This window comes from Halovulum sp. GXIMD14794, assembly GCF_054457455.1.
The window spans coordinates 250315-273775 of sequence record NZ_JBTLNF010000002.1 but is presented as its reverse complement, the minus strand read 5'-3'; the positions used below and the strand labels follow the sequence as shown (position 1 = coordinate 273775).

Here is a 23461-nt window from a genome sequence, read left to right as displayed (position 1 = left end):
GGCCCGTTCAGAGGGAGCAGACGGGCGTGTCACGCGGAAATGACGATGCCTCGGCCATGTGGCGCTCGGTCCGCCGGGTGTTGCTGGCGGGCATTTGCGTGCTGTTCCTGGGCCTGTTCCTGCTGTGGCGGATCGACAATCCGCGGGTTGAGCATCTGCGGATGACGCTGATGGACCGGCTGCTGCCCAGTTTCGACTTCACGATCAGCCCGGTAACGACGCTGACGCGGATGATCTCGGAATACGAGACCCTGGACCGCGTCTACGAGCAGAACCGCGAACTGCGCCGGGAGCTTCAGCGAATGAAGGGCTGGCGCGAGGCCGCGCTTCAGCTCGAGGAAAAGAACGCCCGGCTGCGGGCGCTGAACAACGTGCGGCTCAGCCCGCGCATCGGCTTCATCACCGGCGAGGTGCTGGCCGACAGCGGCAGCCCCTTCCGGCAGTCGGCGCTGCTGAACATCGGCCGGATCGACGGTGTGGCCGACGGTTCGGCCGCCGTGGACGGGCTGGGGCTTGTGGGCCGGATCTCTGGCGTGGGCGACCGGACCGCGCGGATCATCCTGCTGACCGACATCAACAGCCGCGTGCCGGCGGTGATACAGCCTTCGGGGCAGCGGGCGCTGGTCACGGGCAACAACACCAACGCGCCGCTGCTGGAGTTCGTCGAGGACAGCGCCGCCGTGCGACCGGGCGACCGGGTCGTGACCTCGGGCGATGGCGGCATCTTCCCCTCGGACCTGCTGGTGGGCACGGTGGCGCTGGACCAGTCGGGGCGGCAGCGCGTGCGCCTCGCCGCCGACTATGGCGCCCTCGAGTTCATCCGTGTCCTGCGCCAGGCCCCGACCGAGCAGATCCCGGGCACCGGGGAGTTGATCGGCCCGCCGGTTCCGCCGCACCTACTGGAGGAAAGCGCCGCACCCGATGCGCTGGACGAGACCGCAGAGGCTGCGGAATGAGCGGGCGAAGCGCCTCCCCGCTGCACACGGTGCTGTTCGTGGTCATCAGCTTCTGCGTGATCCTCTCGCAGCTGCTGCCGTTGCAATTGCAGGCCGAGCACATGGTGCAGCCGGACCTCCTGCTGGCGCTGGCCGCCGCCTGGATCGTGCGCCAGCCGGAAAACATGCCGCTGCTGCTGCTCGCACCGGTCCTGCTGCTGGCGGATCTGCTGCAGGACCGGCCCGTGGGGCTCTGGGCGCTGGCGAGCCTGCTGCTGGTCGAGGGGATGGCCTCGCAGCGGGCGGGGTTGATCTCGCGGCCCTTCATCTTCGAATGGGCGGCCTTCACCGGGCTGCTGGCGCTGGCGCTGATCGGCCAGTCTCTGGTGCTGGCCTTGGCGCTGGTGGAGCGGCCCACTGGCGGGATCACCGTGCAGTTGTTCGCGACCACGGCGGCGGTCTATCCTCTGGTGGCGCTGCTGCTGCACTATGTGCTGCGCGTGCGGGCGCCGAAGCCCGCCGAAAGGTCGCGCAGGTTGGGACGGGTGGCATGAAGAAGCCGACGATCAACATGCAGGGACGGATGACCCGCCGCGGGCTGATGCTGATCGGCGCGCAGCTTGCGGTCGCGGGCGGGCTGGGCTGGCGGATGCGCCAGTTGCAGGTCGAGGAGGCCGACAAGTACCGCCTTCTGGCCGAGGAGAACCGGATGAACATCCGGCTGCTGGCCCCGGCGCGCGGGTTGATCCTGGATCGCAACGGTATCGCCCTGGCCGAGAACCGACAGAACTACCGCGTCGTCATCATCCGCGAGCAGGCCGGAGACGTGGCGCAGGTGCTCGACAAGCTCTCGCGGCTGATCCCGCTGTCCGAGGACCGCAAGGACAAGGCGCTGAAGGAGATCATGCGCCGCTCGGCCTTCGTGCCGGTCACCGTGACCGAGCACCTGACTTGGGAAGAGGTCGCCCGTGTCGCCGCCAACGCCCCTGCCCTGCCCGGCGTGCTGCCCGAGGTGGGCCTGACACGGCACTATCCGCAGCATGACATCGGCGCGCATGTGGTCGGCTATGTCGGCCCGGTCAGCGAACGGGACCTGGAAAGCATCGAGGACCCGGACCCGCTGTTGCAGATCCCTGATTTCCAGATCGGCAAGTCCGGCGTCGAGGTCCGGGAGGAAGAGAATCTGCGCGGCTCGGCCGGGGCCAGCCGCATCGAGGTGAACGCCCTTGGCCGGGTCATGCGCGAGCTGGACCGGCGCGAGGGCGCGCCTGGCCAGGACCTGCACCTGACCATCGACAGCGAACTTCAGGCCTATGCGCTCGAGCGGATGGACGGTCAGAGCGCCGCCGCCGTGGTCATGGACGTGCGCTCAGGCGAGATCCTCGCTTCGGCCTCGTCACCCAGTTTCGACCCGAACGCCTTCGTCTTCGGGATCAGCTACGACAACTGGAACACGCTCCTGAACGATCCTTACCGGCCACTATCGAACAAGGCCGTCTCGGGCGCCTACCCGCCCGGCTCGACCTACAAGATGGTGGTCGCGCTTGCTGCACTCGAGGCCGGGGTCGTGGACTCGAAGAGCACCGTCTGGTGCCCGGGATACTACACGCTGGGAAACCGGCGCTTCCACTGCTGGAAGCGCGGCGGGCATGGCCACGTGAACCTGCGCGACAGCCTGAAATCCTCCTGCGATGTCTATTACTACGACACCGCGCGCGAGGTCGGGATCGAGAAGATATCCGAGATGGCGAACCGCCTGGGTATCGGGATCAAGCACGATCTTCCGATGCCCGCGATCACCGCCGGATTGACGCCGACCAAGGCCTGGAAGCAGGCAAGCTATGACGAAGGTTGGCGCGTTGGCGACACGCTCAATGCCGGGATCGGACAGGGGTACGTGCTGGCCTCGCCTCTGCAACTGGCGGTGATGACGGCGCGTATCGCGACAGGCCGCGCGGTCGAGCCGACGCTGATCCGTGCCAAGGATGGGCGCCCGGAGGACCGACCGGAGCCAGCGGACCTGGGGTTGAGCCCGGCGGCGCTGAATTTTGTGCGGGACGGCATGTACCATGTCGTCAACAATCGCAGCGGCGGCACCGCCTACCGTGCGCGCATAGCCGATCCCGAGAACGAGATGGCCGGCAAGACCGGTACCAGCCAGGTCCGCAACATCACCGCCGACGAGCGCGCCCGCGGCGTCTTCCGCAACGAGGACCTGCCCTGGAACCGGCGCGACCACGGACTTTTCGTGGCCTATGCCCCCTACAACAACCCGCGCTACGCGGTGGCCGTGGTGGTCGAGCATGGCGGCGGCGGTTCGACCGCGGCGGCTCCGGTCGCGCGGGACATCATGATGCGCGCGCTTTACGGACCGACGCCGCCGCTGGCGGCATATCCGCCCGGCGAGCGGCAGGAAATCGAGCGCCTGCGCGCCGAGGAGCCGCAGCCTGAGGGTCCAGAGCGTCCGTCGGGCGGGAGCGACCGCGCATGACCGTCATCGACCGCACGCAGCGGCAGGCACCTACCGGCCTGATGAAGCTGGTCCACATGAACTGGGCGCTGGTGGTGTTGCTGTCGACGATCTCGGCGGCGGGCTTCCTGATGCTCTACTCAGTCGCGGACGGCTCGTTCGATCCGTGGGCGAACCGTCAAATGGTGCGCTTCGGCATCGGCATGGGCCTGATGCTGCTGGTGGGGATGGTGCACATCAGGTTCTGGCGCTCGGTCGCGCCGCTGGTCTACATAGTCTGCCTGGTGATGCTGGTGATCGTCGAACTGTTCGGCACCGTCGGCATGGGCGCGCAGCGCTGGATCGACCTCGGCTTCATGCGCCTGCAACCCTCCGAGCCGATGAAGATCGCGTTGGTGATGGTGCTGGCGCTTTATTACGACTGGTTGCCGCCCGAGAAGGTCTCGCGCCCGCAATGGCTGCTGCCGCCGATCTTCCTGACGCTGATCCCGATGGGGCTGGTGCTGACCCAGCCGGACCTGGGCACGGCAATCCTTCTGGCCGCTGGCGCGGGCGTGGTGATGTTCGCCGCAGGCGTTTCGATCTGGTATTTCGCCGCTGCCGTGGGCGCTGGCGTCGGCATGGTCATGCTGGTGCTGGAAAGCAAGGGCACGTCCTGGCAGATCCTGAAGGACTACCAGTACCGGCGGATCGAGACCTTCATCGACCCCAGCACCGACCCGCTGGGCGCGGGCTATCACATCACCCAGTCCAAGATCGCCCTGGGCTCGGGCGGACTGTCCGGGCGCGGCTTCATGGAAGGCACGCAGACCCGGCTGAACTTCCTGCCCGAGAAGCACACGGACTTCATCTTCACCACCCTGGCCGAGGAGTTCGGCTTTGTCGGCTCGGTGACGCTGCTGGGGATCTATGCGCTGGTCGTGGTTTTCGCGATGGTCTCGGCGATGCGGAACCGGGACCGGTTCGGCTCGTTGCTGACCACGGGGATCGCGGCGACCTTCTTCTTCTTCTTCTCGGTGAACATGGCGATGGTCATGGGGCTGATCCCGGTGGTGGGCGTGCCATTGCCGCTGGTCAGCTACGGCGGCTCGGCGATGCTGGTGCTGCTGGCCGCCTTCGGCCTTATCCAGAGCGCCCACGTTCACCGCCCACGCCAGACCTGACGGAGCATCCATGCCGAAGATCCTCTACGCCGGCAGCGCCGACGAGCGCGAGACCTATGGCCGCGAGTTGGCCGCCTCACTAGCCGAAGAGGGGCTTGAGGCAGAGCTGGTGTTCGATGCGCCCGACCCGGCGGCGATCGACTATATCGTCTACACTGCCAGCGGCGGGTTGACGGATTTCACGCCCTACACGAACGCTCGCGCAGTGCTGAGCCTCTGGGCCGGGGTCGAGAAGATCGTCGGCAACCCGACGCTGACACAACCGCTGACGCGGATGGTGGACCCCGGTCTGGTCGAGGGGATGCGCGAATGGGTGACGGGCCATGTACTGCGCCATCACCTCGGGATCGACCGGCACATCACCGGGCAGGACGGGATTTGGCGGAATGACGACCCCGCGCCGCTGGCCCGCGACCGCACAGTGGGGGTGCTTGGGCTGGGCGAGCTCGGCCGGACCTGCGCGCGCACTCTGAGCGGCCTCGGTTTCGACGTCATCGGCTGGAGCCGTTCGCCGCGCGAGGTGCCGGGCGTGACTTGCGCGCACGGAGCCGAGGGGCTGGATCAGGTACTGCAGCGCGCGAAGATCCTAGTGCTGCTGCTGCCGGCCACCGCCGAGACCAACAACCTGCTGAACGCCGAGCGTCTGGCGCAGATGCCGCGCGGGGCGGTAATTATCAACGCCGGGCGCGGCACGCTGATCGACGACGCGGCCCTGCTGGCTGCACTCGACGCCGGGCAGATCGGCCACGCGACGCTGGATGTGTTCCGGACCGAACCGCTGCCGCCCGAGGATCCCTATTGGGCGCATCCGAAGGTGACCGTGACGCCGCATATCTCGGCGCCGACGCGGCCGGCGACGGCGGCGCGCTCCGTGATCCAGAACATCGCCCGCGCCGAGCGGGGCGAGCCGCTGCTGCATCTCGTGGACCGGGAACGGGGTTACTGAACGCCCGTTCAGTTCCGCCAGAGCGGGGCAAGCCGCCGCAGGCGATACTGCAGCGCCGCAACCAGCTTGTGCCGTTTCGTTGCGTGACGGCTGACGGACCCGGCGCGTGAGGACAGTCGTTCGAGGATCACCTCGGGCGAACAGGCCAGCCCGGTCTCGGCATCGAAATAGCGCGGGTAGGCGATCAGCGAGGCATGGACCAAGGCAGTAAGGTCGGGTCTGGCGGTGCGGCGCGGACAGGGCGCGGCGTGGTCCTCGGTCAGCCCCCAGCCCGCGTAGAAGGGGGTGCCGAAACAGTGCACCTCGAGCCCGCGCAAAAGCGCCTCGAACCCCATGAGCGAAGTCATGGTTACCACCACGTCGACCTGATCCATCGCCTCGGCGGCAGAAGTCTCGTGCGCGACGTGATCGGCGAGCCGCGCCATCTCGGCCTCGGGGATCAAGCCCTGGCGCAACCCAGCCTCGATGTCCGGGTGCGGCTTGTAGATCACCACATCGTCCGGGAACAGGGCGCGGGCCTGTTGCAGCAGGCCCAGGTTGGTCGAGACCGCATCGGTGCCCAGCCGGATCGAGGCGTCGTCCTCAACCTGCCCCGGTACCAGCACGCGGCGGCGGCCCGGTTTCGAGGGGAACGGCGGCGCGGCGTTGCCGACGTTGTACTTGGTCAGCCGTGCGTCGACGATGGCGGTCTGCAGCGCCTCGGCCCGGCGGTGGGCGTGGCCCGGCAGGTTGGCTGAGGTCTGTATGGTCCGCTCGAGCCGACTTTCGCGGGTCGGGTCGAAATAGATCCCCAGATCGTCGATCACCAGCGAGGCGGCGGGCAGCAGCTGGGCCCCAAGGCCGACGGAGCGCAGGAAGCCATCCTCGGTCCGCCAGAGCGTCACGCCCTTGGCCTCCGCCTGCGCGCGGTGCTCGGGCGTCTCCTTGCCGGCCCAGAGCAGGACGGTGCGTCCCTCGGTGGCGGCGCGTTCGATGGCGCGGGTCGGTTCGTTCTCGAAGGCGGGCGCGCCCGCGCCGCCCTTCAGGAACGCCGTCATCGGCGCGTGTTTCCACGGCTTCATTCCGGTGCAGATCAGCGGCCGCGCGTTCTCGCGGTGAGCACGGGCCTGTGCGGCCAGCGCGCGGGCGACATCCTCGAACTGGCAGAGCCGGTCGTGGTGCGGGTCGTACCAGGCGGGGTAGTCGATCATCGCGGCGTGGAAGAGCGCTTCGGGGCTCAGAGCATGTCCCCGGCGCGGGATCGGCTGCCGATCGTCGCTCAGGCCCCAGCCTGCGTAGAACGGCTGGCCGAAGACCACCGGGCGATGGCCCGCGAGGATCGCCTCGAACCCCAGCTGCGACGATACGCAATAGACCGCCATGGCACCATCTAGCAGAGCCCAGGGGTTCACCGGATCGGCGCAGACTCCGGTGAGATCGTCCAGGTCCGTGGGCCCAAAATGCCCCCTGCGGTGGCCCGATGCAGTGACCGGGTGCGTGCGCAGCAAGATCCGCGCGCCCGGATGCTCAGCCCGGGCGGCGGCGAGCATCTGCGCGAAGCTTTCGGCCGAGGCCCCGGCATGGCTGATCGCCGCGTCCCCTGCGGTCTGGTCGATGACCAGTACGTAGCCCGGTTCGGGCAACGGTGCGTCCGGCGACCAGTCGGAATACTTCGACAGTCCCTCGTCGCGCAGGAAGGCGATGCCGTCGCGGGCGCGGGTCTCGGCCTCGGGCGTCAGGGTGATTTCCGACAGCAGCGCTTCCAACTGCGAGGGCTGCGCGGCGTCATAGTGCAGAGCGCGGTCGTCGATCAGCAGGCCCAGCGCCGGATCGCCCGAAGGGCCGGGCCGGACCGAGCGCAGGAAGGCGTCCTCGACGTTCAGCAGCGGCTTGTTCCAGCGGCCCGCCACCCACAGTCCCCGCTTCGAGACCGGACGGCGTCCCCAGACCGCCACGGCATCGGCACGGCGCGGGTCGGCCAGCGGCGACAGCCGCCAACCGGAGAGCGCGAGAATCCGCCGGATGCGCTTGTCAAGCAGGAAGCCGCCCGTATAGGCGGCCGCCAGTTTCGGCGCTACTGGTTGTTCGCGAGGATCGCGAGCTGGCTGAGGTTGGTCGCGAAGTTCAGCGTCTGCGATGTCGCCTGCAGCACTCTCGTCCATGAGACGAACGGGGCCTCCGTTATATAGATCGTATCACCGTCGCGGATCTGGAAATCCTTGGCAACGAAGATGCCCCCGGGGCTGGTGAGATTGATGACATAGGCGAAGGGCTCGCCCTCGGCCATGTCGTTGCGGCCTGAGACGCGGTTCGCGACCGAAGCCTTCTCGCGCCGGAATACGAAGATGCCGGTCGGATCCGAAGTCTGACCGTTCAGCCCGCCGACCTGCGCAAGCGCGTCGATCGCATTTATATCGGCGCGTGGGAAGGGGACGCGGGCCTGCGCGCCGGTCGCGCCGAGCGCGGTAAAGGCGCGCTGGTCGTTCTCGACGATGATCGTGTCACCGGCGCGGAGTGCTATATCGTTGGCCGGGTTCTCGTAGAGGCTCTGCAGGAATATCTTGCCGGCCTCGCCGCGGCGGCGGACGGTCACGATTGCCAGTTCGGGATCGACGGTGACACCGCCGGCCTTGGCCAGCATGGCGCTCAGCTTATTGGTCGAGGGCTCGATGGGATAGACGCCCTGCCCGCCGACGCCACCGATCAGGTTGATCGTTGCGCCGTCGCCTGCAAGCCGGCGCACCTCGACTTGCGGGTCTGGCGTGGCGCGGCCCAGCGACTCGGTTATTTCCTCGCGCAGCTCGTCCGGGGTCTTGCCCGACGCCTTGATGGTCCCGGCATAGGGCACGAAAATGTTGCCGCGCTGATCGACCTGGATCTCCTGCAGATTCGCGACTTTCTGCCCGGCGCCGACCAGAAGGCCATTGTCGACGTTTTCCCAGACAGTGACCGAGATCACGTCGCCAGGGTTGATCGCGTCGCTGCGGAGCGACGGCAGGGTCAGGAACGACTGCGGGAACCCGAAGCGCGGGTCGACATAGGCACGGTTGGCAATGGCGCCGTCAACCGGAACGACGTTCAGATCGCCGCCCACCCGCTTGGAGGACGCGACGATCTCTTCGGCATTGGGGCCGGGACGCGGCAGTTTCTCGCAACCGGCGATCAGGACCGCACAGGCGAGAACCGCGACGCGGACCAGCGTCGGCCGGGTTCGGGGTATCACGCTCGCTGCCTCATTATAGTGTTTTGAATTACAGTAGACTGCGTGGCGGCAATGGGAAAGCCCCGTGCCGCCAGATCAGACCGACTCGGCGCGCAACTGTGGCCGCGGGGACTCGCGCCGGGGTCCGACCGCGTCGTAGGGGTCGCGGTTCGCCAGGATCACGTCGATCACGTGGCGCAGAACGTCCGCCCGCCCCGAGGCGGTGTAGAAACCGCCGGGGAACTGCGAGGTCTGCAGCAAGAACTCGCGGTAGGTCATGTAGGCGTCGAGGTCCGGACGCCGCGGATTGGCGAAGAATTCCTCGATCGGCTGGTGCGAGACCAGTTCGGGCTTGTCGTAGACCGAACGGCCAAAGGCCCGCAGCGGCCGCCCGCGCCAGAGCGCCTGCTGCCCGGCTGTCGAGTTCACCGTGACCGCCGTGGTGGCATTGTCCAGCATCTCGCCCAGACGGCCGCCGCGGATCATCTGCACGCGGCCTTCGATCCGGTGACGGCGGGCGGCGGCCATGATCAGCTTGTGGATCGGCTCGCGCCCGTCCTCGAGCGGGTGGGTCTTGAACACCAGCCGGTGATGCGGTGGCGCGCCCCGTGCGAAGCCCTTGCAGCACAGGTCGATGAAATCCGAGATGTGGTCGAAGTCCGAATGGTCCCGGAACGAGCTGTCGTGCGCCAACTGAAGCAGGACCAGGTGATAGTTCTCGCCGCTGGTCTGAAGCTTGCGGGTCTCGACCCGACGGTCGAGCGTGTGCAGCGGCCAGAGCGACAGCCGCTTGATGTAGAGCGCCCATTCCCGCTTGACCGAGATTGTCCGGTGCGGGCGGAAATTCCGGTAGCGGCGGTTCCGGAACAGGATGAACCAGTGATAGCGCGCGCCGTACCACATGTGATGGTAAAGCGCGCCCCATTGCGCAGGCGCCTCCGGCAGCTTGCCGGGGTGGCCGCCGATCATCTGCCGCATCTCGGGGACCTGCATCGACATCAGGCGCGAATGGCCGTTCACCCCGTCTCGCTCGTAGGTGACCCAGTACGGGCGCAGGTAGCCCTCCTCGAAGCAGTGGATCGAGAGGCCGCGCAGCCGCGCGATGCGCCGGGCGATGGCGTGAATTGGACGGGTATCGCCGTAGAGCACGAGGTCGGTGACCGGCGTGCGGTCGAGGAAGGCCTTGAGCCAGTCCTCCCATTCTTCGACCGAACCGAGGAAAGGGGTGTAGTGGTCCTTGTGTTCCCAGAAGGCCTGGTCGCCGGCGTTGAAGCCCACACGATGCACCTGCACACCAGCAAGAAGCAGCTGCCGCGCCAGATCGCTGAAGAAGGGTCCGTGGGGACCCTGCAGAAACAGGAAGGACCTGCTGCTCATATTTCTGCCCCAAGTCGTGTCGGCTTTTTTTGGCCGTTTATCATGATCGTAGCCTTATCCAAGACCAACTGTCCCAGATCCTGCGCCATGAGCGGAAAAATGTCACGCTTGCCCCATCCCGGGGCATCAAGTATCCCGCGAAGCGTTGTTTTTGGGCAGGACGGGCCATGTTTACCGGGATCATCACGGATATTGGCGAGGTCATGAACCTCGAGGACCGCGGCGACCTGCGGGCGCGCCTTGGCACGGCCTTTCCGGCCGAAGACATCGCGCTGGGCGCCTCGATCGCCTGCGCAGGCGTGTGTCTGACGGTCGTTGACCGCGGCACCGAAGGCGCGCGCAATTGGTTCGACGTGGATATCTCGGCCGAGACACTGTCGAAGACCACGCTGGGCGGCTGGACAGTCGGCACCCGCGTCAACCTCGAACGCGCGCTGCGCGTGGGCGAAGAACTCGGCGGGCACATCGTCTCGGGGCACGTGGACGGCACGGCCGAAGTGATCGCGACCGAAGCCTCGGGCGACAGTACGGTCGTCACCTTCGAGGCCCCTGCCCCGCTGGCGCGGTTCATCGCGCAGAAGGGGTCGGTTGCGCTGGACGGAACCTCGCTGACGGTCAACGACGTGGACGGGCCGCGCTTTACCGTGAACTTCATCCCGCACACCAAGGCGCACACCACCTGGGGCGACGTCAAGCAAGGTGATCGGGTGAACCTTGAAGTGGACACGATGGCTCGCTACGTCGCACGTCTCGAAGACATGCGGAGCAGCGCGACATGAGCGACGCCGAAACCTACGCCGACGCGATCTCGTCCATCGAGGACATCATCGAGGATGCCCGCAACGGGCGGATGTTCATCCTGGTCGACCACGAGGACCGCGAGAACGAGGGCGATCTGGTGATCCCGGCGCAAATGGCGACGCCCGACGCGATCAACTTCATGGCGACCCACGGGCGCGGGCTGATCTGCCTGTCGCTGACATCGGAGCGGCTGGACTCGCTCGGCCTGCCGCTGATGGCGGCGTCGAACTCGTCGCGGCACGAGACCGCCTTCACCGTCTCGATCGAGGCGCGCGAGGGCGTGACCACCGGCATCAGCGCCCACGACCGCGCGCGCACCGTCGCCGTCGCCATCGACCCGACCTCGAAACCGCAGGACATCGCGACGCCAGGCCATGTCTTTCCGCTGCGCGCCCGCGAAGGCGGCGTGCTGGTCCGTGCCGGCCATACCGAGGCCGCCGTGGACATCAGCCGTCTTGCCGGTCTGAACCCGTCGGGCGTGATCTGCGAGATCATGAAGGAAGACGGCAGCATGGCGCGTCTGCCGGATCTGATCGCCTTTGCACAGTTGCACGGGCTTAAGATCGGTACGATCAGCGACCTGATCGCGTACCGTCGCCGCTATGACAACCTCGTGCGCGAAAGCGCCGTGCGCAACATCCAGTCCGAATACGGTGGCGAGTGGCTGCTGCGTGTCTTCACCGACGACACCGCCGGCGCCGAGCATCTGGTGCTGACCAAAGGCGACATCTCCAGCCCCGATCCGGTGCTGGTGCGGATGCACGCCGCCAATCCGCTTGAGGATATGCTGGGCATGTGCCCCGGCCGGTCGCACCAGCTGGCCGACGCGATGCGGATGATCGCCGCGGAAGGCCGCGGCGTCGTGGTGCTGCTACGCGACATGTCGATGAAGCTGAGCTTCGAGCAGGAGGGCTCGCCGCAGACGCTGCGCCAATACGGGCTCGGCGCGCAGATCCTCGGCTCGCTCGGCATTCACGAGATGGTGCTGCTGACCAACTCTCCCAGCCCCAAGGTCGTGGGCCTCGACGGTTACGGGCTTTCGATCACCGGAACCCGGAAGATCGAGGCACCGAAGGCCGCCGGCTGACCTAAAAACGGGGCCGAATGGCTTCCATCCCGGGGGGCGCGGGTATATCCACCCCGCCAGACCCCCGCACACGCCCGAGGATTCGCACATGGCCACCGCCATCACCCATCACACGTTGCCCGCCCCGGTCTTCGACCGGCCGACGCGGGTGCTGATCGTCGTCGCCCCCTATTACAAGGAAATCGCCGACGAACTGGTCGCCGGTGCCCGCGCCGCCTGCGAGGCCGCCCGCGCTATGCACGACACCGTCGAGGTGCCGGGCGCGCTGGAAGTGCCGCAGGCCGTCGCGCTGGCCGCCGCCAGCGGCGAGTATGACGGCTTTGTCGGCCTCGGCTGCGTGATCCGGGGCGAGACCACCCACTACGATACCGTGTGCAACGACAGCTCGCGCGGGCTGATGGAGCTGGGCATCAAGGGCCTGTGCGTCGGCAATGGCATCCTGACCGTCGAGAACGTCGAGCAGGCACAGGTCCGCGCCGAGGCCGCGGGCCAGAACAAGGGCGGCGGCGCGGCCGAGGCGGCGCTGCACCTGATCGCACTGAAGCGCCGCTTCGCCAAGCCGGCCCCGGCGCTGCCCGAGGGGAGTTTCCAGGTCGCGGGCGAGCCCACCAAGGGAGGCGCCGCGTGATGGCCGACACTCCAGAAAGCCCCGACACCGGCGAGGCCCGCACCCCGCGTCAGCCCAGCAAGGCCGAGATCCGTCAGATGCGTTCGGCCGCGCGGCTGTTCGCAACGCAGGCGCTGTTCCAGATGGAGGCCGCCGACGCGACCCTGCCCGAGGTGCAGAAGGAATTCGAAGTGCACCGCTTCGGCGCCGAGGTCGATGGGGACACCTATTCCGAAGCCGACGTGGACCTGTTCCGCAAGCTGCTGGAAACGGCGGTCGCGCGGCAGGCGCGGATCGACAAGCTGACCGACGCGGCGCTGGTCGAGAAATGGCCGATCGCGCGGATCGATCCGACGCTACGGGCGCTATTCCGCGCCGCCGGGGCCGAGCTTCTGGACACCGACACGCCGCCGCGCGTGGCAATCAACGAATATGTCGACGTCGCCAAGGCCTTCTTCCCCGAGGGCCGCGAGCCGAAATTCGTGAATGCCGTGCTCGACCACATGGCGCGCGAGCTGCGTCCCGAAGCGTTCACCTGATCCGCCATTGCGGCTTGCAAAGCGGCGCGGGCCAAGCCTAGGCTCGGGCCATTGCAGGCTATGGTTGAACAGGACGCTGCGCATTTTGAACCGTGACTGGAAGATCGGGGGGCTTTGCCTGCTGTGGCTTGCCGTGGCCCCCGTCGCGGGCGCGTTCTTCGCAAGCCCGCTTCCGGCACAGACCCCGCAGTACTCCGGCCACGAATTCGACACGAACGACGCCTACGACCGTCGGGTGATGCTCAACCGGCTGCAGACCGAACTCGTCTACATCGACCGCCTCGACGGCGAGATCCCGCTCGACGGCAAGGCGCCGCCTGCGCCGCGGGAGAAGCGTGACGAGTCCCATGAGATTTCTGATGCGCTGCGTTTTGCCATGCGGATCGCTCTCGCCATCGTGGTGGTAACGATACTCGTCGTGATCTACCGCAACGCGGGCTGGCTGGCGGATCTTTTTGGCGGCCTCCAGTCGGGCCAACGGACGCGGAAACGGGCGGCCACACCCGCCCTCGACGATCTCCCCCCGGATCCCGAACTGATCAAAAGGCTGCGCACCATGACCGACCGCCGTGCCGCGCTGGTCGAATTGCTGCGCGCCACGCTGCGGGCGGCGGCCGATCAGAACGAGTTGCGTCTCGGACGGTCGGAAACCGCGCGCGAACTGCTGCGCCGGCTACCGCGTGGCTGGCCGCACCTGTCTGCGTTGCGCTCCATCGTCATGGCCGAAGAACTGGTCCAGTTCGGCGGACGGCCCCTCGCGGACGCCACGTTCGAAACCTGTCTGGCGCAGGCTCGGCCGATCCTTGCGACCCCATCGGAGCGGCCCGCATGAGCACCATGCGGGGGGGTGAGCTGGCCTCGATGACCGCCATCATGCTGATCGGCGGGCTTTTGCTGTGGACGCTTCTCAGCGGCGGGTCACTTCCGGTCGAACGCTCGGCGCTTGGCAGTCGCGGGCTGGTCAGCTGGCTGCGCGGCGAGGATCAGCAGATCAGCTATCCCGGGTTCGCGCCAGTGCTTCCCGGCAGCGTCGGTCTGCGGATCATTCCGGTGCTCGACACCGATCTCGGGCGCGAGTTCACGCGTCCGGCCGATGATCGCGAGTGGCTGCTGACCGGTACCGAGCGCGACCTGTCAGGGCAGATCCTGACGCGTAAGGTAGAGTTGCTGCCGACGCTGGTGATCGCGCCGAAATGGACGCGCGCGGTGCGCTATACGGGGCTGGCGCATGACAGCCTTCTGCTCGATGCAGCCGAGGCCGGCGCGCCGCTGTCCCGTTTCGGAGCGTGGGAGGGCGAGCTGCTGCGCCCCGGCGACGTACTGCGGTTCGAGGTCGACGGACGCGAGGGGCTGCTCTACCAGCCGCAGCTGTTTCCGGCAGCGCTGGACACGGATTGCGCGCCGGTCCTGTCCGCAGGACCCGGGCACCTGCTGATCCGCTGCGAGCGTGCACACGGGCCGGTCTGGCTGCTGTCGGACCCGGACCTGATGAACAACCACGGGCTTCGCCTGGCCGAGAACGCCGCCATCGCTGCGGCCGAACTTGAGCGGATGTCCGGCGGCAAGCCGATGCTGCTGGACAACACCAACTTCATCCTGGTGCAGGATCAGACGAGCGCGCCCGATGCGCGCAGCTGGGCGGAATTGGGACGCTTCTTCGTCTGGCCCTACGCACTGGCCTGGGTGGGGCTGGCGGCGCTGACCGTGCTTCTGCTGTGGCGCAGCTGGGTGCGGCTCGGGCCGGCGCAACGCCTGTTCGACGATCAACTGGGCCCGGCACGGACGGTGTCTATCACCGCCAAGGCGCGGATCCTTCGTATGGCGGGCAACGATCCGCGCCTGCTGGCGGCCCATGTCGAGAACCGGCTGCGCCGGATCGAACGGAAGCTGTTCGGCAATGCCGGCAGCGCCGACCCGGTCGAGCGGATCACGACTTTCATCGGCCGCAAGGACCCCGACCTGGCCGGGGGGTTCAAGCAAGCTGCCGCAACCGCTATGACACCAGCGACCGGCACCCCGCCGGCGCAATTGCTGACGTTGCTCGACGCGTTCGAGCGGCAGGCCCAGAGGGTGCTGAATGGATCTGGATAGCTTCGGACAACTCGCCAACCGCATCCGCGGGGAAATCGGCAAGGTCGTGCACGGCCAGGATGACGCGGTGGACATGGCGCTGATCGCGCTATTCGCCCGCGGGCACTGCTTGCTGGAAGGCCCTCCGGGCACTGCAAAGACGCTGCTGGCGCGCAGCCTTGCCGCCGCGCTGGACCTCGACTTCGGGCGCATCCAGTTCACACCGGACCTGATGCCCGGCGACGTCCTGGGCGTGAATCTGTTCGACTTCGGCACCTCGGAGTTCCGGCTGACCAAAGGGCCGGTTTTCACCCAGATCCTGCTGGCGGACGAGATCAACCGCGCCCCGCCCAAGACTCAGGCCGCGCTGCTTCAGGTGATGAACGAGCGGATCGCCACGATCGACGGGGTGGATCACACTCTGGGCGACACGTTCTTCGTGATCGCGACGCAGAACCCGATCGAGCAGCAGGGCACCTATCCGCTGCCCGAGGCGCAGCTGGACCGGTTCCTGTTCAAGGTCATCATCGACTTCCCGGACGAGGACGCCGAAATGGAGATCCTGCGCCGTCACGCCGCGCAGTCTCTGGACCACGCCCGCACCGATGGCATTACCCCCGTCCTGTCCGAAGCGGAGCTGACGGCTGGGCGCGCGCTGATCGACAGCATTCGGCTTGATGACACGATCCTCGGCTACATCCTGGCGCTGGTGCGTGCGACCCGCGAAGACCCAGAGATCCGGCACGGCGCGTCGACCCGTGCGGCCGACGCGGTTGCAAGCGCGGTGCGCGCGGCGGCGGCGCTTGACGGGCGCGACTACGCGATCCCGGATGACGTGCAGCGGTTGGTGGTCCCTGCCCTGCGACACCGGATCGTGCTGGGCCCCACCGCCGAGATCGAGGGCCGGTCCGAGACCGATGTGATGCACAACATCCTCAACCGGATCGAGGCACCGAAATAATGCGTCCCGGCCGCCGGCTGCTGCTTCTTGCGGGCGGCGCGCTGGCGCTGACGGTGCTTGTGCTGGCGGCGGACGTGCTGCCGGCGCAGGCCGTGCTGCTGCTTTGGGCCGGACTGGCGCTGGTTGCGCTGGCAGACCTGATGACCGCTCGCCCGGCGCGTGGCCTGCAACTGTCGATCGCAGCGCCCGCCGACATCTTCAGTGGCGAGAGCATCCGGCTTCGCGTGCGCCTGCAGGGTAGCCACCCGCCGGTGCCCCCAGTGACCGAAGCGCGGGCCGAGGCCGACGATGCGCTGGGCGGCGTGATCCGATTCAGCCTCGCGCCGGTTTCCGAGGCCGTTGCCGAAGGCGCGGTGACGCTGCTTGCCAGGCGGCGCGGGCGCTTTCATCTGCACGCGGTCTGGCTGCGCTGGCCCAGCCCGCTGGCGCTGTGGGAATTCGTCACCCGCCTGCCTGCCGAGACACAGATCCGGGTGATCCCGAGCATCCGGCCCGTGGTCTCGGGGACGATCGACGCCACGGTCCGCTCGGAGCTTTACGGCGTGAAGGACACCGTCGCGCGCGGCGAAGGGTCCGAGTTTCACCAACTCGTCGATTTCACCACCGGCATGGACACGCGCGCCATCGACTGGAAGCACTCCGCGCGGCACCGCACACTGGTTGCCAAGGAGATGCGGGCCGAGCGCAACCATCAGATCATCCTGGCGCTCGACAACGGCTACCTGATGCGCGCCGAGGTCGCCGGGCTGGCCCGCATCGACCACGCGATCAACGCGGCGCTCGCGACGGCCTGGGCCGCGGGCCTGGGCGGCGATCTGGTCGGGCTCTACAGTTTTGACGCCGAACCGAGGATCTATACGCCTCCGCAACCGGCCCGCGCGGGCTTCCCGGCGCTGCGCCGGCAGATGGCCGACATGGAGTACGCGACGGTCGAGAGCAATCCGACGCTGGCGCTGGCGCACCTGAACGGGCAACTCAAGCGGCGCTCGCTGATCATCATCTTCTCGGATTTCGCCGATACGACCACGGCCGAGCTTCTGGTCGAGAACCTCCAGGTGCTGAACCGGACGCATGTGATCGTCTTCGTCACGCTGCGCGACCCGGACCTCGAGGCGCTGCAGGACCGGGTGCCCGACAGCGCCGACGAGGTCGCCGAGGCCGTCGTCGCCGCCGAGATGGCGCGTGAACGTCAACTCGTGCTCGACCGGCTGGCCAGGCTGGGCATACTATGTCTCGAGACGGGCCCTGGCGAGCTGACCGCCAAGCTGATCGGCACCTATCTCGATATCAAGGCGCGGGAGCTGATATGAGCGTTGCGCAGAACCTGATCCGCTCGGCGCGGTTTCGTGCGGAACGCGAGGAAGACTGGCGCCTGCTCGAGGCGATCGTGACCAAGGCCGAGCGGCGCGGGCTGAAGGCGCTCGACTTCGACGAGGCGCAGGCGATGGCCTCGCTCTACCGACAGGCGATGGCATCGTTGTCCATGGCCCGCGAGATCAGCCTGGACCGGGCCCTTCTAGCCTATCTCGAGGCGCTCTGCGCCCGCGCCTATCTTGCTGTATATGCGCCGCAGGAACGGCTGGGCGGGATGCTGAGCAGGTTGCTGGTCACCGGCATACCCGGCGCGGCGCGGCGGCTGTTTCCGCTGATCCTGATCTCTTACGCGATCCTGATGCTGGGCGGCACGGCTGGCTGGATGCTCTTCCAGGACGATCCCAGCTGGTACAACACCCTGATGCCACCCGCGCTGGCCGGAGATCGGGGCATCGATTCCACCCGTGAGGAACTGCTGGCCGTGATCTATTCCGGCGAGGACAGCGATGCGGGGAACCTGGCAGCGTTTGCTTCGGTGCTGTTCTCGCACAACACGCGGATCGCGATCCTGATCTTCTCGCTGGGGGTCATGGCCTGCATTCCCAGCACGGTGCTGACCTTCTTTAACGGCCTGATCCTCGGCGCATTCGTGGCGCTACACGCGGATCGCGGGCTGCTCTACGACATCAGCGCCTGGCTCTCGATCCACGGTGTAACCGAGATCTCGGCAGTGGTCATCGCCTGCGCCGGGGGGCTGCACCTGGGCCGAGCAGTGCTGTTTCCCGGAGACGCACTGCGCCGGGACGCGCTGAGGCGCAATTCCCGCGACGCGGTGAAACTGGCGATATTGGCAGCGATGATGCTGGTCGTGGCGGCCTTGCTGGAAGGCTTCGGACGGCAGCTGATCCAGGATCCCGGCGCACGAATCCGGATCGGGTTTGGCATCGGTGCGGCATGGGTCGTATGGCTGGCCTTCTCGGGGCGCCGCACCACATGACCGCGCCCCGCCTGCCCCGTGCCCCGGGCGAGGAACCTCGGCGGCGCATGATCGAGATTGTGCCGCCCGAGGGCGTGCCGATCCATTTCGAGGTGGCAGGGCTCGGCGCGCGCGCCATCGCCCAGATCGCCGACATCCTGATCACATTCGCCGGGCTGATCGTCATCATGGCGGTGCTGTTCCTGTCGGACCTCGTGCCCTTCAACGCGGTCATCGGGATCGGCGCTCTGCTCTTCTTTGCGATCCGAGTGCCTTATTATATCCTCGCCGAGGTGCTGCTGAACGGGCAGACCTGGGGCAAGAAACTGACCGGCCTGAGGGTGATCTCGGCGGACGGGCGGTCGCTCTCGGCCCATGCGGTCACCGTGCGCAACTTGATGAAGGAAATGGAGGTCTTCGTTCCGGGCACCATGTTGCTGGCGGCCTCGTCGCTGGACCGGCTTTCGGTGCTGTTGCTGCTAGGCTGGATCGGGATCCTGCTGGCGGTGCCGCTGACCAACTCTCGGCGGCAACGGCTGGGCGACATCCTGGCTGGAACCTACGTCGTGATGCTGCCCACCCCGGTCCTGCTGCCCGATCTGGCCGAGCAGCCGGTCGGCGCATCCGCCTACAACTTCCTGCCGCATCATCTGGATCACTACGGGCGCTACGAGTTGCAGACACTCGAGGCGCTGCTGCAGGTCGATACGCGCGCGCTCAGCCGGCTGGCCGCCGAGCGCCACCACACCAACCTGCGCAAGGTGGCGGAAACCATCGCCCGCCGGATCGACTACCAAAGCCACGTGCCCGACGCCGATACCGAGAGCTTCCTGCTGGCCTTCTACCGCACCCAGCGGGCCTACCTGGAGAACCGCAAGCTTTTCGGCGACAGCCGCGAGGACAAGTTCCACCGGGACGCCGGGACCGACGGACACAGCAACGGCCGGAATTGAACCTGGGCGACCAAGATATTTGAATCGCAGGGCTTTCGATGCTACCAAATCCCTCAAGTTTGTGTGGGAGCTTTGCGATGGCGGCCGTCTCGCCCCAGCAGCCGCTGGGCATCGGGCAGTTGGTGACATCCACCTTCGGACTGCTATTTCGCCATATCGGCCTGTTTCTCGGGATCGCGCTGCTGCCCTCGCTGCTGCAGGCGCTGATCCAGTTGCTGGCTTTCCCGTCCGACTTTGGCGATGTGAACGCCGAAATCGACCCCGGCATGCTTGCGACGACGATCTTCGTCGTTGTGGCGGTTTCGCTGGTCATCAGCCTGTTGACCATGGGCGCAATAACCCTCGCAGCCTATGACGCGCGGGTCGGCAGGCCGATCCGGGTCGGCTCCTATGTCGGGCGCACGCTGGCAGCCGCCCCGGCAATCGTGGTGCTGGGGCTGGTGCTTTACATCTTCATGTCGATCGGCTTCCTCTTGCTGGTGATCCCCGGTCTCTACCTGATGGCCCGTTACTGGGTGCTCTCGCCGGTGATCCTGGTCGAGCGTTCGGGCTTTCGCGGCCTCTCCCGCACCGCCGAACTGACTGCCGGTTACCGCTGGCCGATCCTAGGCGCGGCAATCCTGATGTTCCTCGTACTGTTCCTAATCTCGCTGGTGCTGACCGCGGTGCTTGGCGTTGCCGCCGCCCCCGGACCGCTGGGTGCTGGCGCGTTCCTGACGCCGGGCTACGCGGTAATCCTTCTGGTGCAGGCGCTTTCGGCGGCGATCCAGATCGCGCTGCTGTCGATCTTCACGGCGCTGGTCTACGCCCGGCTGCGCGAGATCAAGGAAGGACTGGGGATGGAGGATCTGGCCTCGGTCTTCGCGTGACCAAGCTTCGCCTCGGGTTGCTTGTCGAGGACATGCGCGCGATCCTCGGTCGCCACGGCTTTCTCGCAACTGCGGAGTTCCTGGCACTGGGCATCGGCGTTCTGACGCTCGAGGCACTGCTGGTTCCCGAACGGTTCCTCGCGAGGCGCGCCCCGGACGACGAGGCCGGCATTGGCGCGGTGCTGTTCGATCCCTTCCTGTTGTTGCACGAAGCCGCCTTCGCCTGCCTCTTCGGCCTCGCCTGTCTGCGCGTGGCGACGGATATGAAAGCCGGTCCCGATGGCCCAGCCTCCGAGGTCCTGAAACGCAATCTGTGGCCATTGATCGTACTGAACATGGCGGTCAGCTACGCGTCCTATGTCGGCATCCTGATGGTGATCCTGCCAGGATTGCTGATCGCCGCGGTCACGACGACGCTGATCCCTGCGATCCTTGTCGAGGAGCGTGGCTGGCAGGGCTTGAGCCACAGCATCGGCCAGTGTCTGCCGAACATAGCGAAACTGACGGCGTGTTGGGCGGCGATCTACCTGCCCGCGTTGATAATGCTGATCGTGCTGACGCCGGTTCCGGATGCCGAAAGCACCGCCCCGGGCCTGTGGGCGGGGATGCTGGTGGCAGAACTGGTCTCGGCCATCCTCGGAGCGGTACTGCTGGCGCTTGCGATGGCGACTTGGCGGCAGGTCTCGGACAGCGCCGGTGGCGGTCAGCTGACCGATGTCTTCCGCTAGGGGCGGGCGACGGCCCTAGAAGCCGTCGCCGTTGAACTTGGTGTCGCGCGGGAAGCCGCGGGGCGCCATGCGGCCCGCACCGGCGCGCTTGCCGATCCAGTCGCCCAGCTCGGTCTCGGTCCGGGTGCGCCCGGCCGGGTCCTTCCAGGACAGCCCATCTGCCAGCGTGAACGTGGTCACGTCCGACAGTCCCGACGCGTTGGTGTCCAGCGGCGCCGAGGATGCCGGCACTTTCTGCAGGCGCACGCCCTTGCCGCGGGTCATCTCGGGCAGCTCGTCCAGCGGGAAGACCAGCACCTTCTTGTTCTTGCCCACGGTCGCCACGTGATCGCCCGAGACGGGCTTGCACGCCACTGCCACCACGCCCTCTTTCAGGTTCAGCACCTGCTTGCCGGTCCGGGTCTGCGCGACGACCTCGTCTTCGGGGACGACGAACCCGTCCCCGGCGCTCGAGGCGACGATCAGCTTGCGGCCCGGCTTGTGGACGAACAGCTCCAGCGGCTCGATCTCGTTCGGCAGGTCGACCATCAGACGCACCGGCTCGCCCATACCGCGCCCGCCCGGCAGGTTGCTGGCGGGCAACGTGTAGAAGCGACCGTTCGCGCCGAACAGCAGCACCTTGTCCGTGGTCTCGGCATGGAAGATGAAGGCCGGCCCGTCGCCGTCCTTGAACTTCAGCTCGGAATCCAGCGCGATATGGCCCTTCATGGCGCGAATCCAGCCCATCTTCGAGCAGACCACGGTGATCGGCTCGCGCTCGATCATCGCCTCAAGCGGGACCTCCTCGGCCTCGGGCGCTTCCTCGATCAGCGTGCGGCGTGCGCCGCCGGGGGCGCGCGCGCCGAAGGTCTTGCGGACCTCCTTCAGCTGGTCGGCGATGCGGTCCCACTGCATGCCCTCGTCGGCCAGCAGCGCCTGCAGATCCTCGGCCTCGGAAATCAGCGCGTCGCGCTCACGCCGCAGTTCCATTTCCTCGAGCTTGCGCAAGGAGCGCAGGCGCATGTTGAGGATAGCCTCGGCCTGAACGTCCGAAAGCTGGAACTCCTCCATCATCACCGGCTTGGGCTGATCCTCGTTGCGGATGATCTCGATCACCCGGTCGAGGTTCAGGAACGCGGTGATGTAACCCTCGAGCACCTCCAGCCGGTTCTCGATCTTCTCGAGCCGGTGGCGGGAGCGGCGCACCAACACCTCGCGCCGGTGGTCGAGAAACGCGCGCAGCACCTCTTTCAGCGAGCAGACCTTGGGCGTCTTGCCGTCGATCAGCACGTTTAGGTTCAGTGAGAAGCGCGATTCCAGGTCCGACTGGCGGAACAGCGTCTCCATCAGCACGTTCGGCTCGACGGTGCGGGCACGCGGCTCGAGGATGATGCGGACATCCTCGGCGCTCTCGTCGCGGATGTCGGCCAGGATCGGGATCTTCCGGGCGGTAATCAGCTCGGCGACCTTCTCGATCAGCTTCGACTTGGGCACCTGGTAGGGGATCTCGGTCACGACGACCTGCCACTGGCCGCGGCCAAGGTCCTCGACGTGCCAGCGGGCGCGCACCCGCATGGCGCCACGCCCGGTGCGGTAGGCCTCGGCAATCGCCTCGCGGCTTTCGACCAGCACGCCGCCGGTCGGGAAGTCGGGGCCCGGAATGTAGTTCAGAAGCGTCTCGTCGCGGGCCTCGGGCGTCTTGATCAGATGCAGGCAAGCGCCAACCAACTCGTCGATATTGTGCGGCGGGATGTTGGTCGCCATCCCCACCGCGATCCCGCTGGAGCCGTTGGCCAGAAGGTTCGGGAAAGCGGCGGGCAGCACCACCGGCTCGTGTTCCGAGCCGTCGTAGTTCGGGCGGAAGTCGACCGCGTCCTCGTTCAGACCTTCCATCAGCGCATAGGCGGCGGCGGTCGAGCGGGCCTCGGTGTAACGGGCGGCGGCGGGGTTGTCGCCGTCGATGTTGCCGAAGTTCCCCTGCCCGTCCACCAGCGGGTAGCGCATGGCGAAATCCTGCGCCAGGCGGGCCAGCGCGTCATAGATCGCCTGGTCGCCGTGGGGATGGTAGTTCCCCATCACCTCGCCGGTGATCTTGGCGCATTTGCGGAACGGGCCGTTCGGCTCGAGCTTGAGGGTCCGCATCGTATAGAGGATGCGCCGATGGACCGGCTTCAGACCGTCCCGCGCATCGGGAAGCGCACGATCGGTGATCGTGGACAGCGCATAGGTCAGATAGCGGTCGCCCAGCGCACGGCGGAGCGGCTCGCTGATGTTGCGCATATCCGGTATTTCGGGGTCGTCAGTCACATCAACCATAGATGTGGTGATACCTGCGGATTCGGATGCGGTCCAGAGGATCGTTGCACGGGTGCCGGAAACGGAACCACGCGGCCGCGCTCCGGCCGTGGCGCTTGTCGTGTTATCCTGAGATTGCCGCGACCGACCGGCGGTTGCGGCCCGTCACCAGCAAGGGAGTAGAAAGTCATGCTCACGACAGAATACTGC

Annotated in this window: 21 protein-coding genes; 17 read left to right on the top strand and 4 right to left on the bottom strand. The window is 67.1% G+C overall.

Features of this window, described 5'->3' with window-relative positions; genetic code table 11:
* Positions 1–26: 26 nt before the first annotated feature.
* The 5 genes from mreC to ACW9UR_RS02025 are packed head-to-tail and all read left to right on the top strand — an operon-like array spanning position 27 to position 5514.
* Positions 27–956 carry a rod shape-determining protein MreC gene (gene mreC, locus ACW9UR_RS02045; RefSeq protein ID WP_458915234.1) on the top strand — a complete coding sequence of 310 codons (930 nt, stop codon included), beginning with the start codon at positions 27–29 and terminating at the stop codon, positions 954–956.
* Positions 953–1489 carry a hypothetical protein gene (locus ACW9UR_RS02040; RefSeq protein ID WP_458915233.1) on the top strand — a complete coding sequence of 179 codons (537 nt, stop codon included), beginning with the start codon at positions 953–955 and terminating at the stop codon, positions 1487–1489. Before mreC ends, ACW9UR_RS02040 begins: the two co-directional genes overlap by 4 nt.
* Positions 1486–3426: a penicillin-binding protein 2 gene (gene mrdA / locus ACW9UR_RS02035; protein WP_458915232.1), complete on the top strand. Its 1941-nt coding sequence runs from the start codon at positions 1486–1488 to the stop codon at positions 3424–3426. Before ACW9UR_RS02040 ends, mrdA begins: the two co-directional genes overlap by 4 nt.
* Positions 3423–4568: a rod shape-determining protein RodA gene (gene rodA, locus ACW9UR_RS02030; RefSeq protein ID WP_458915231.1), complete on the top strand. Its 1146-nt coding sequence runs from the start codon at positions 3423–3425 to the stop codon at positions 4566–4568. The genes mrdA and rodA overlap by 4 nt, the downstream gene beginning before the upstream one ends.
* A 10-nt stretch (positions 4569–4578) precedes the next feature.
* On the top strand, positions 4579–5514 hold the full coding sequence (locus ACW9UR_RS02025; protein WP_458915230.1) for a 2-hydroxyacid dehydrogenase: 936 nt from the start codon (positions 4579–4581) through the stop codon (positions 5512–5514).
* Between the two features lie 8 nt (positions 5515–5522).
* Here ACW9UR_RS02025 and ACW9UR_RS02020 read toward each other — a convergent pair whose 3' ends face one another.
* The 3 genes from ACW9UR_RS02020 to ACW9UR_RS02010 all read right to left on the bottom strand — a co-directional run bounded on the left by ACW9UR_RS02020 (position 5523) and on the right by ACW9UR_RS02010 (position 10072).
* On the bottom strand, positions 5523–7655 hold the full coding sequence (locus ACW9UR_RS02020) for a capsular polysaccharide biosynthesis protein (RefSeq protein ID WP_458915229.1): 2133 nt from the start codon (positions 7653–7655) through the stop codon (positions 5523–5525).
* On the bottom strand, positions 7568–8716 hold the full coding sequence (locus ACW9UR_RS02015; protein ID WP_458915228.1) for a polysaccharide biosynthesis/export family protein: 1149 nt from the start codon (positions 8714–8716) through the stop codon (positions 7568–7570). The genes ACW9UR_RS02020 and ACW9UR_RS02015 overlap by 88 nt, the downstream gene beginning before the upstream one ends.
* Positions 8717–8791: 75 nt before the next feature.
* Positions 8792–10072, bottom strand: a complete 1281-nt coding sequence (locus ACW9UR_RS02010; protein WP_458915227.1) for a capsule biosynthesis protein — start codon at positions 10070–10072, stop codon at positions 8792–8794.
* A gap of 167 nt (positions 10073–10239) precedes the next feature.
* Between ACW9UR_RS02010 and ACW9UR_RS02005 the strand changes: the two genes are divergently transcribed.
* The 12 genes from ACW9UR_RS02005 to ACW9UR_RS01950 all read left to right on the top strand — a co-directional run bounded on the left by ACW9UR_RS02005 (position 10240) and on the right by ACW9UR_RS01950 (position 20977).
* A complete protein-coding gene (locus tag ACW9UR_RS02005) occupies positions 10240–10851 on the top strand; it encodes a riboflavin synthase (RefSeq protein ID WP_458915226.1) in 612 nt (203 codons plus the stop codon).
* Entirely contained in the window at positions 10848–11960 is a 1113-nt protein-coding gene (ribB, locus tag ACW9UR_RS02000) for a 3,4-dihydroxy-2-butanone-4-phosphate synthase (protein ID WP_458915225.1), read from the top strand. Before ACW9UR_RS02005 ends, ribB begins: the two co-directional genes overlap by 4 nt.
* 88 nt (positions 11961–12048) lie before the next feature.
* A complete protein-coding gene (locus ACW9UR_RS01995; protein ID WP_458915224.1) occupies positions 12049–12588 on the top strand; it encodes a 6,7-dimethyl-8-ribityllumazine synthase in 540 nt (179 codons plus the stop codon).
* A complete protein-coding gene (gene nusB / locus ACW9UR_RS01990; RefSeq protein WP_458915223.1) occupies positions 12588–13106 on the top strand; it encodes a transcription antitermination factor NusB in 519 nt (172 codons plus the stop codon). Before ACW9UR_RS01995 ends, nusB begins: the two co-directional genes overlap by 1 nt.
* A gap of 64 nt (positions 13107–13170) precedes the next feature.
* Positions 13171–13938: a DUF4129 domain-containing protein gene (locus tag ACW9UR_RS01985; protein WP_458915222.1), complete on the top strand. Its 768-nt coding sequence runs from the start codon at positions 13171–13173 to the stop codon at positions 13936–13938.
* Positions 13935–15197, top strand: a complete 1263-nt coding sequence (locus ACW9UR_RS01980; RefSeq protein ID WP_458915221.1) for a hypothetical protein — start codon at positions 13935–13937, stop codon at positions 15195–15197. The genes ACW9UR_RS01985 and ACW9UR_RS01980 overlap by 4 nt, the downstream gene beginning before the upstream one ends.
* Positions 15184–16137, top strand: coding sequence for an AAA family ATPase (locus ACW9UR_RS01975; RefSeq protein ID WP_458915220.1), 954 nt, complete (start codon positions 15184–15186; stop codon positions 16135–16137). Before ACW9UR_RS01980 ends, ACW9UR_RS01975 begins: the two co-directional genes overlap by 14 nt.
* On the top strand, positions 16137–17447 hold the full coding sequence (locus ACW9UR_RS01970) for a DUF58 domain-containing protein (protein ID WP_458915219.1): 1311 nt from the start codon (positions 16137–16139) through the stop codon (positions 17445–17447). The genes ACW9UR_RS01975 and ACW9UR_RS01970 overlap by 1 nt, the downstream gene beginning before the upstream one ends.
* On the top strand, positions 17444–18448 hold the full coding sequence (locus tag ACW9UR_RS01965; RefSeq protein ID WP_458915218.1) for a stage II sporulation protein M: 1005 nt from the start codon (positions 17444–17446) through the stop codon (positions 18446–18448). Before ACW9UR_RS01970 ends, ACW9UR_RS01965 begins: the two co-directional genes overlap by 4 nt.
* Positions 18445–19380, top strand: coding sequence for an RDD family protein (locus ACW9UR_RS01960; RefSeq protein ID WP_458915217.1), 936 nt, complete (start codon positions 18445–18447; stop codon positions 19378–19380). Before ACW9UR_RS01965 ends, ACW9UR_RS01960 begins: the two co-directional genes overlap by 4 nt.
* A gap of 77 nt (positions 19381–19457) precedes the next feature.
* Positions 19458–20249, top strand: a complete 792-nt coding sequence (locus ACW9UR_RS01955; protein ID WP_458915216.1) for a hypothetical protein — start codon at positions 19458–19460, stop codon at positions 20247–20249.
* Positions 20246–20977 (top strand): hypothetical protein, encoded by a 732-nt coding sequence (locus ACW9UR_RS01950; RefSeq protein ID WP_458915215.1) that lies wholly within the window; start codon positions 20246–20248, stop codon positions 20975–20977. The genes ACW9UR_RS01955 and ACW9UR_RS01950 overlap by 4 nt, the downstream gene beginning before the upstream one ends.
* 15 nt (positions 20978–20992) lie before the next feature.
* On the opposite strand, the gene parC is transcribed toward ACW9UR_RS01950, so the two are convergent.
* The gene (gene parC, locus ACW9UR_RS01945) at positions 20993–23272 is read right to left on the bottom strand and encodes a DNA topoisomerase IV subunit A (RefSeq protein WP_458915214.1); all 2280 of its coding nucleotides are present in this window, start codon (positions 23270–23272) and stop codon (positions 20993–20995) included.
* Positions 23273–23461 lie beyond the last annotated feature (189 nt).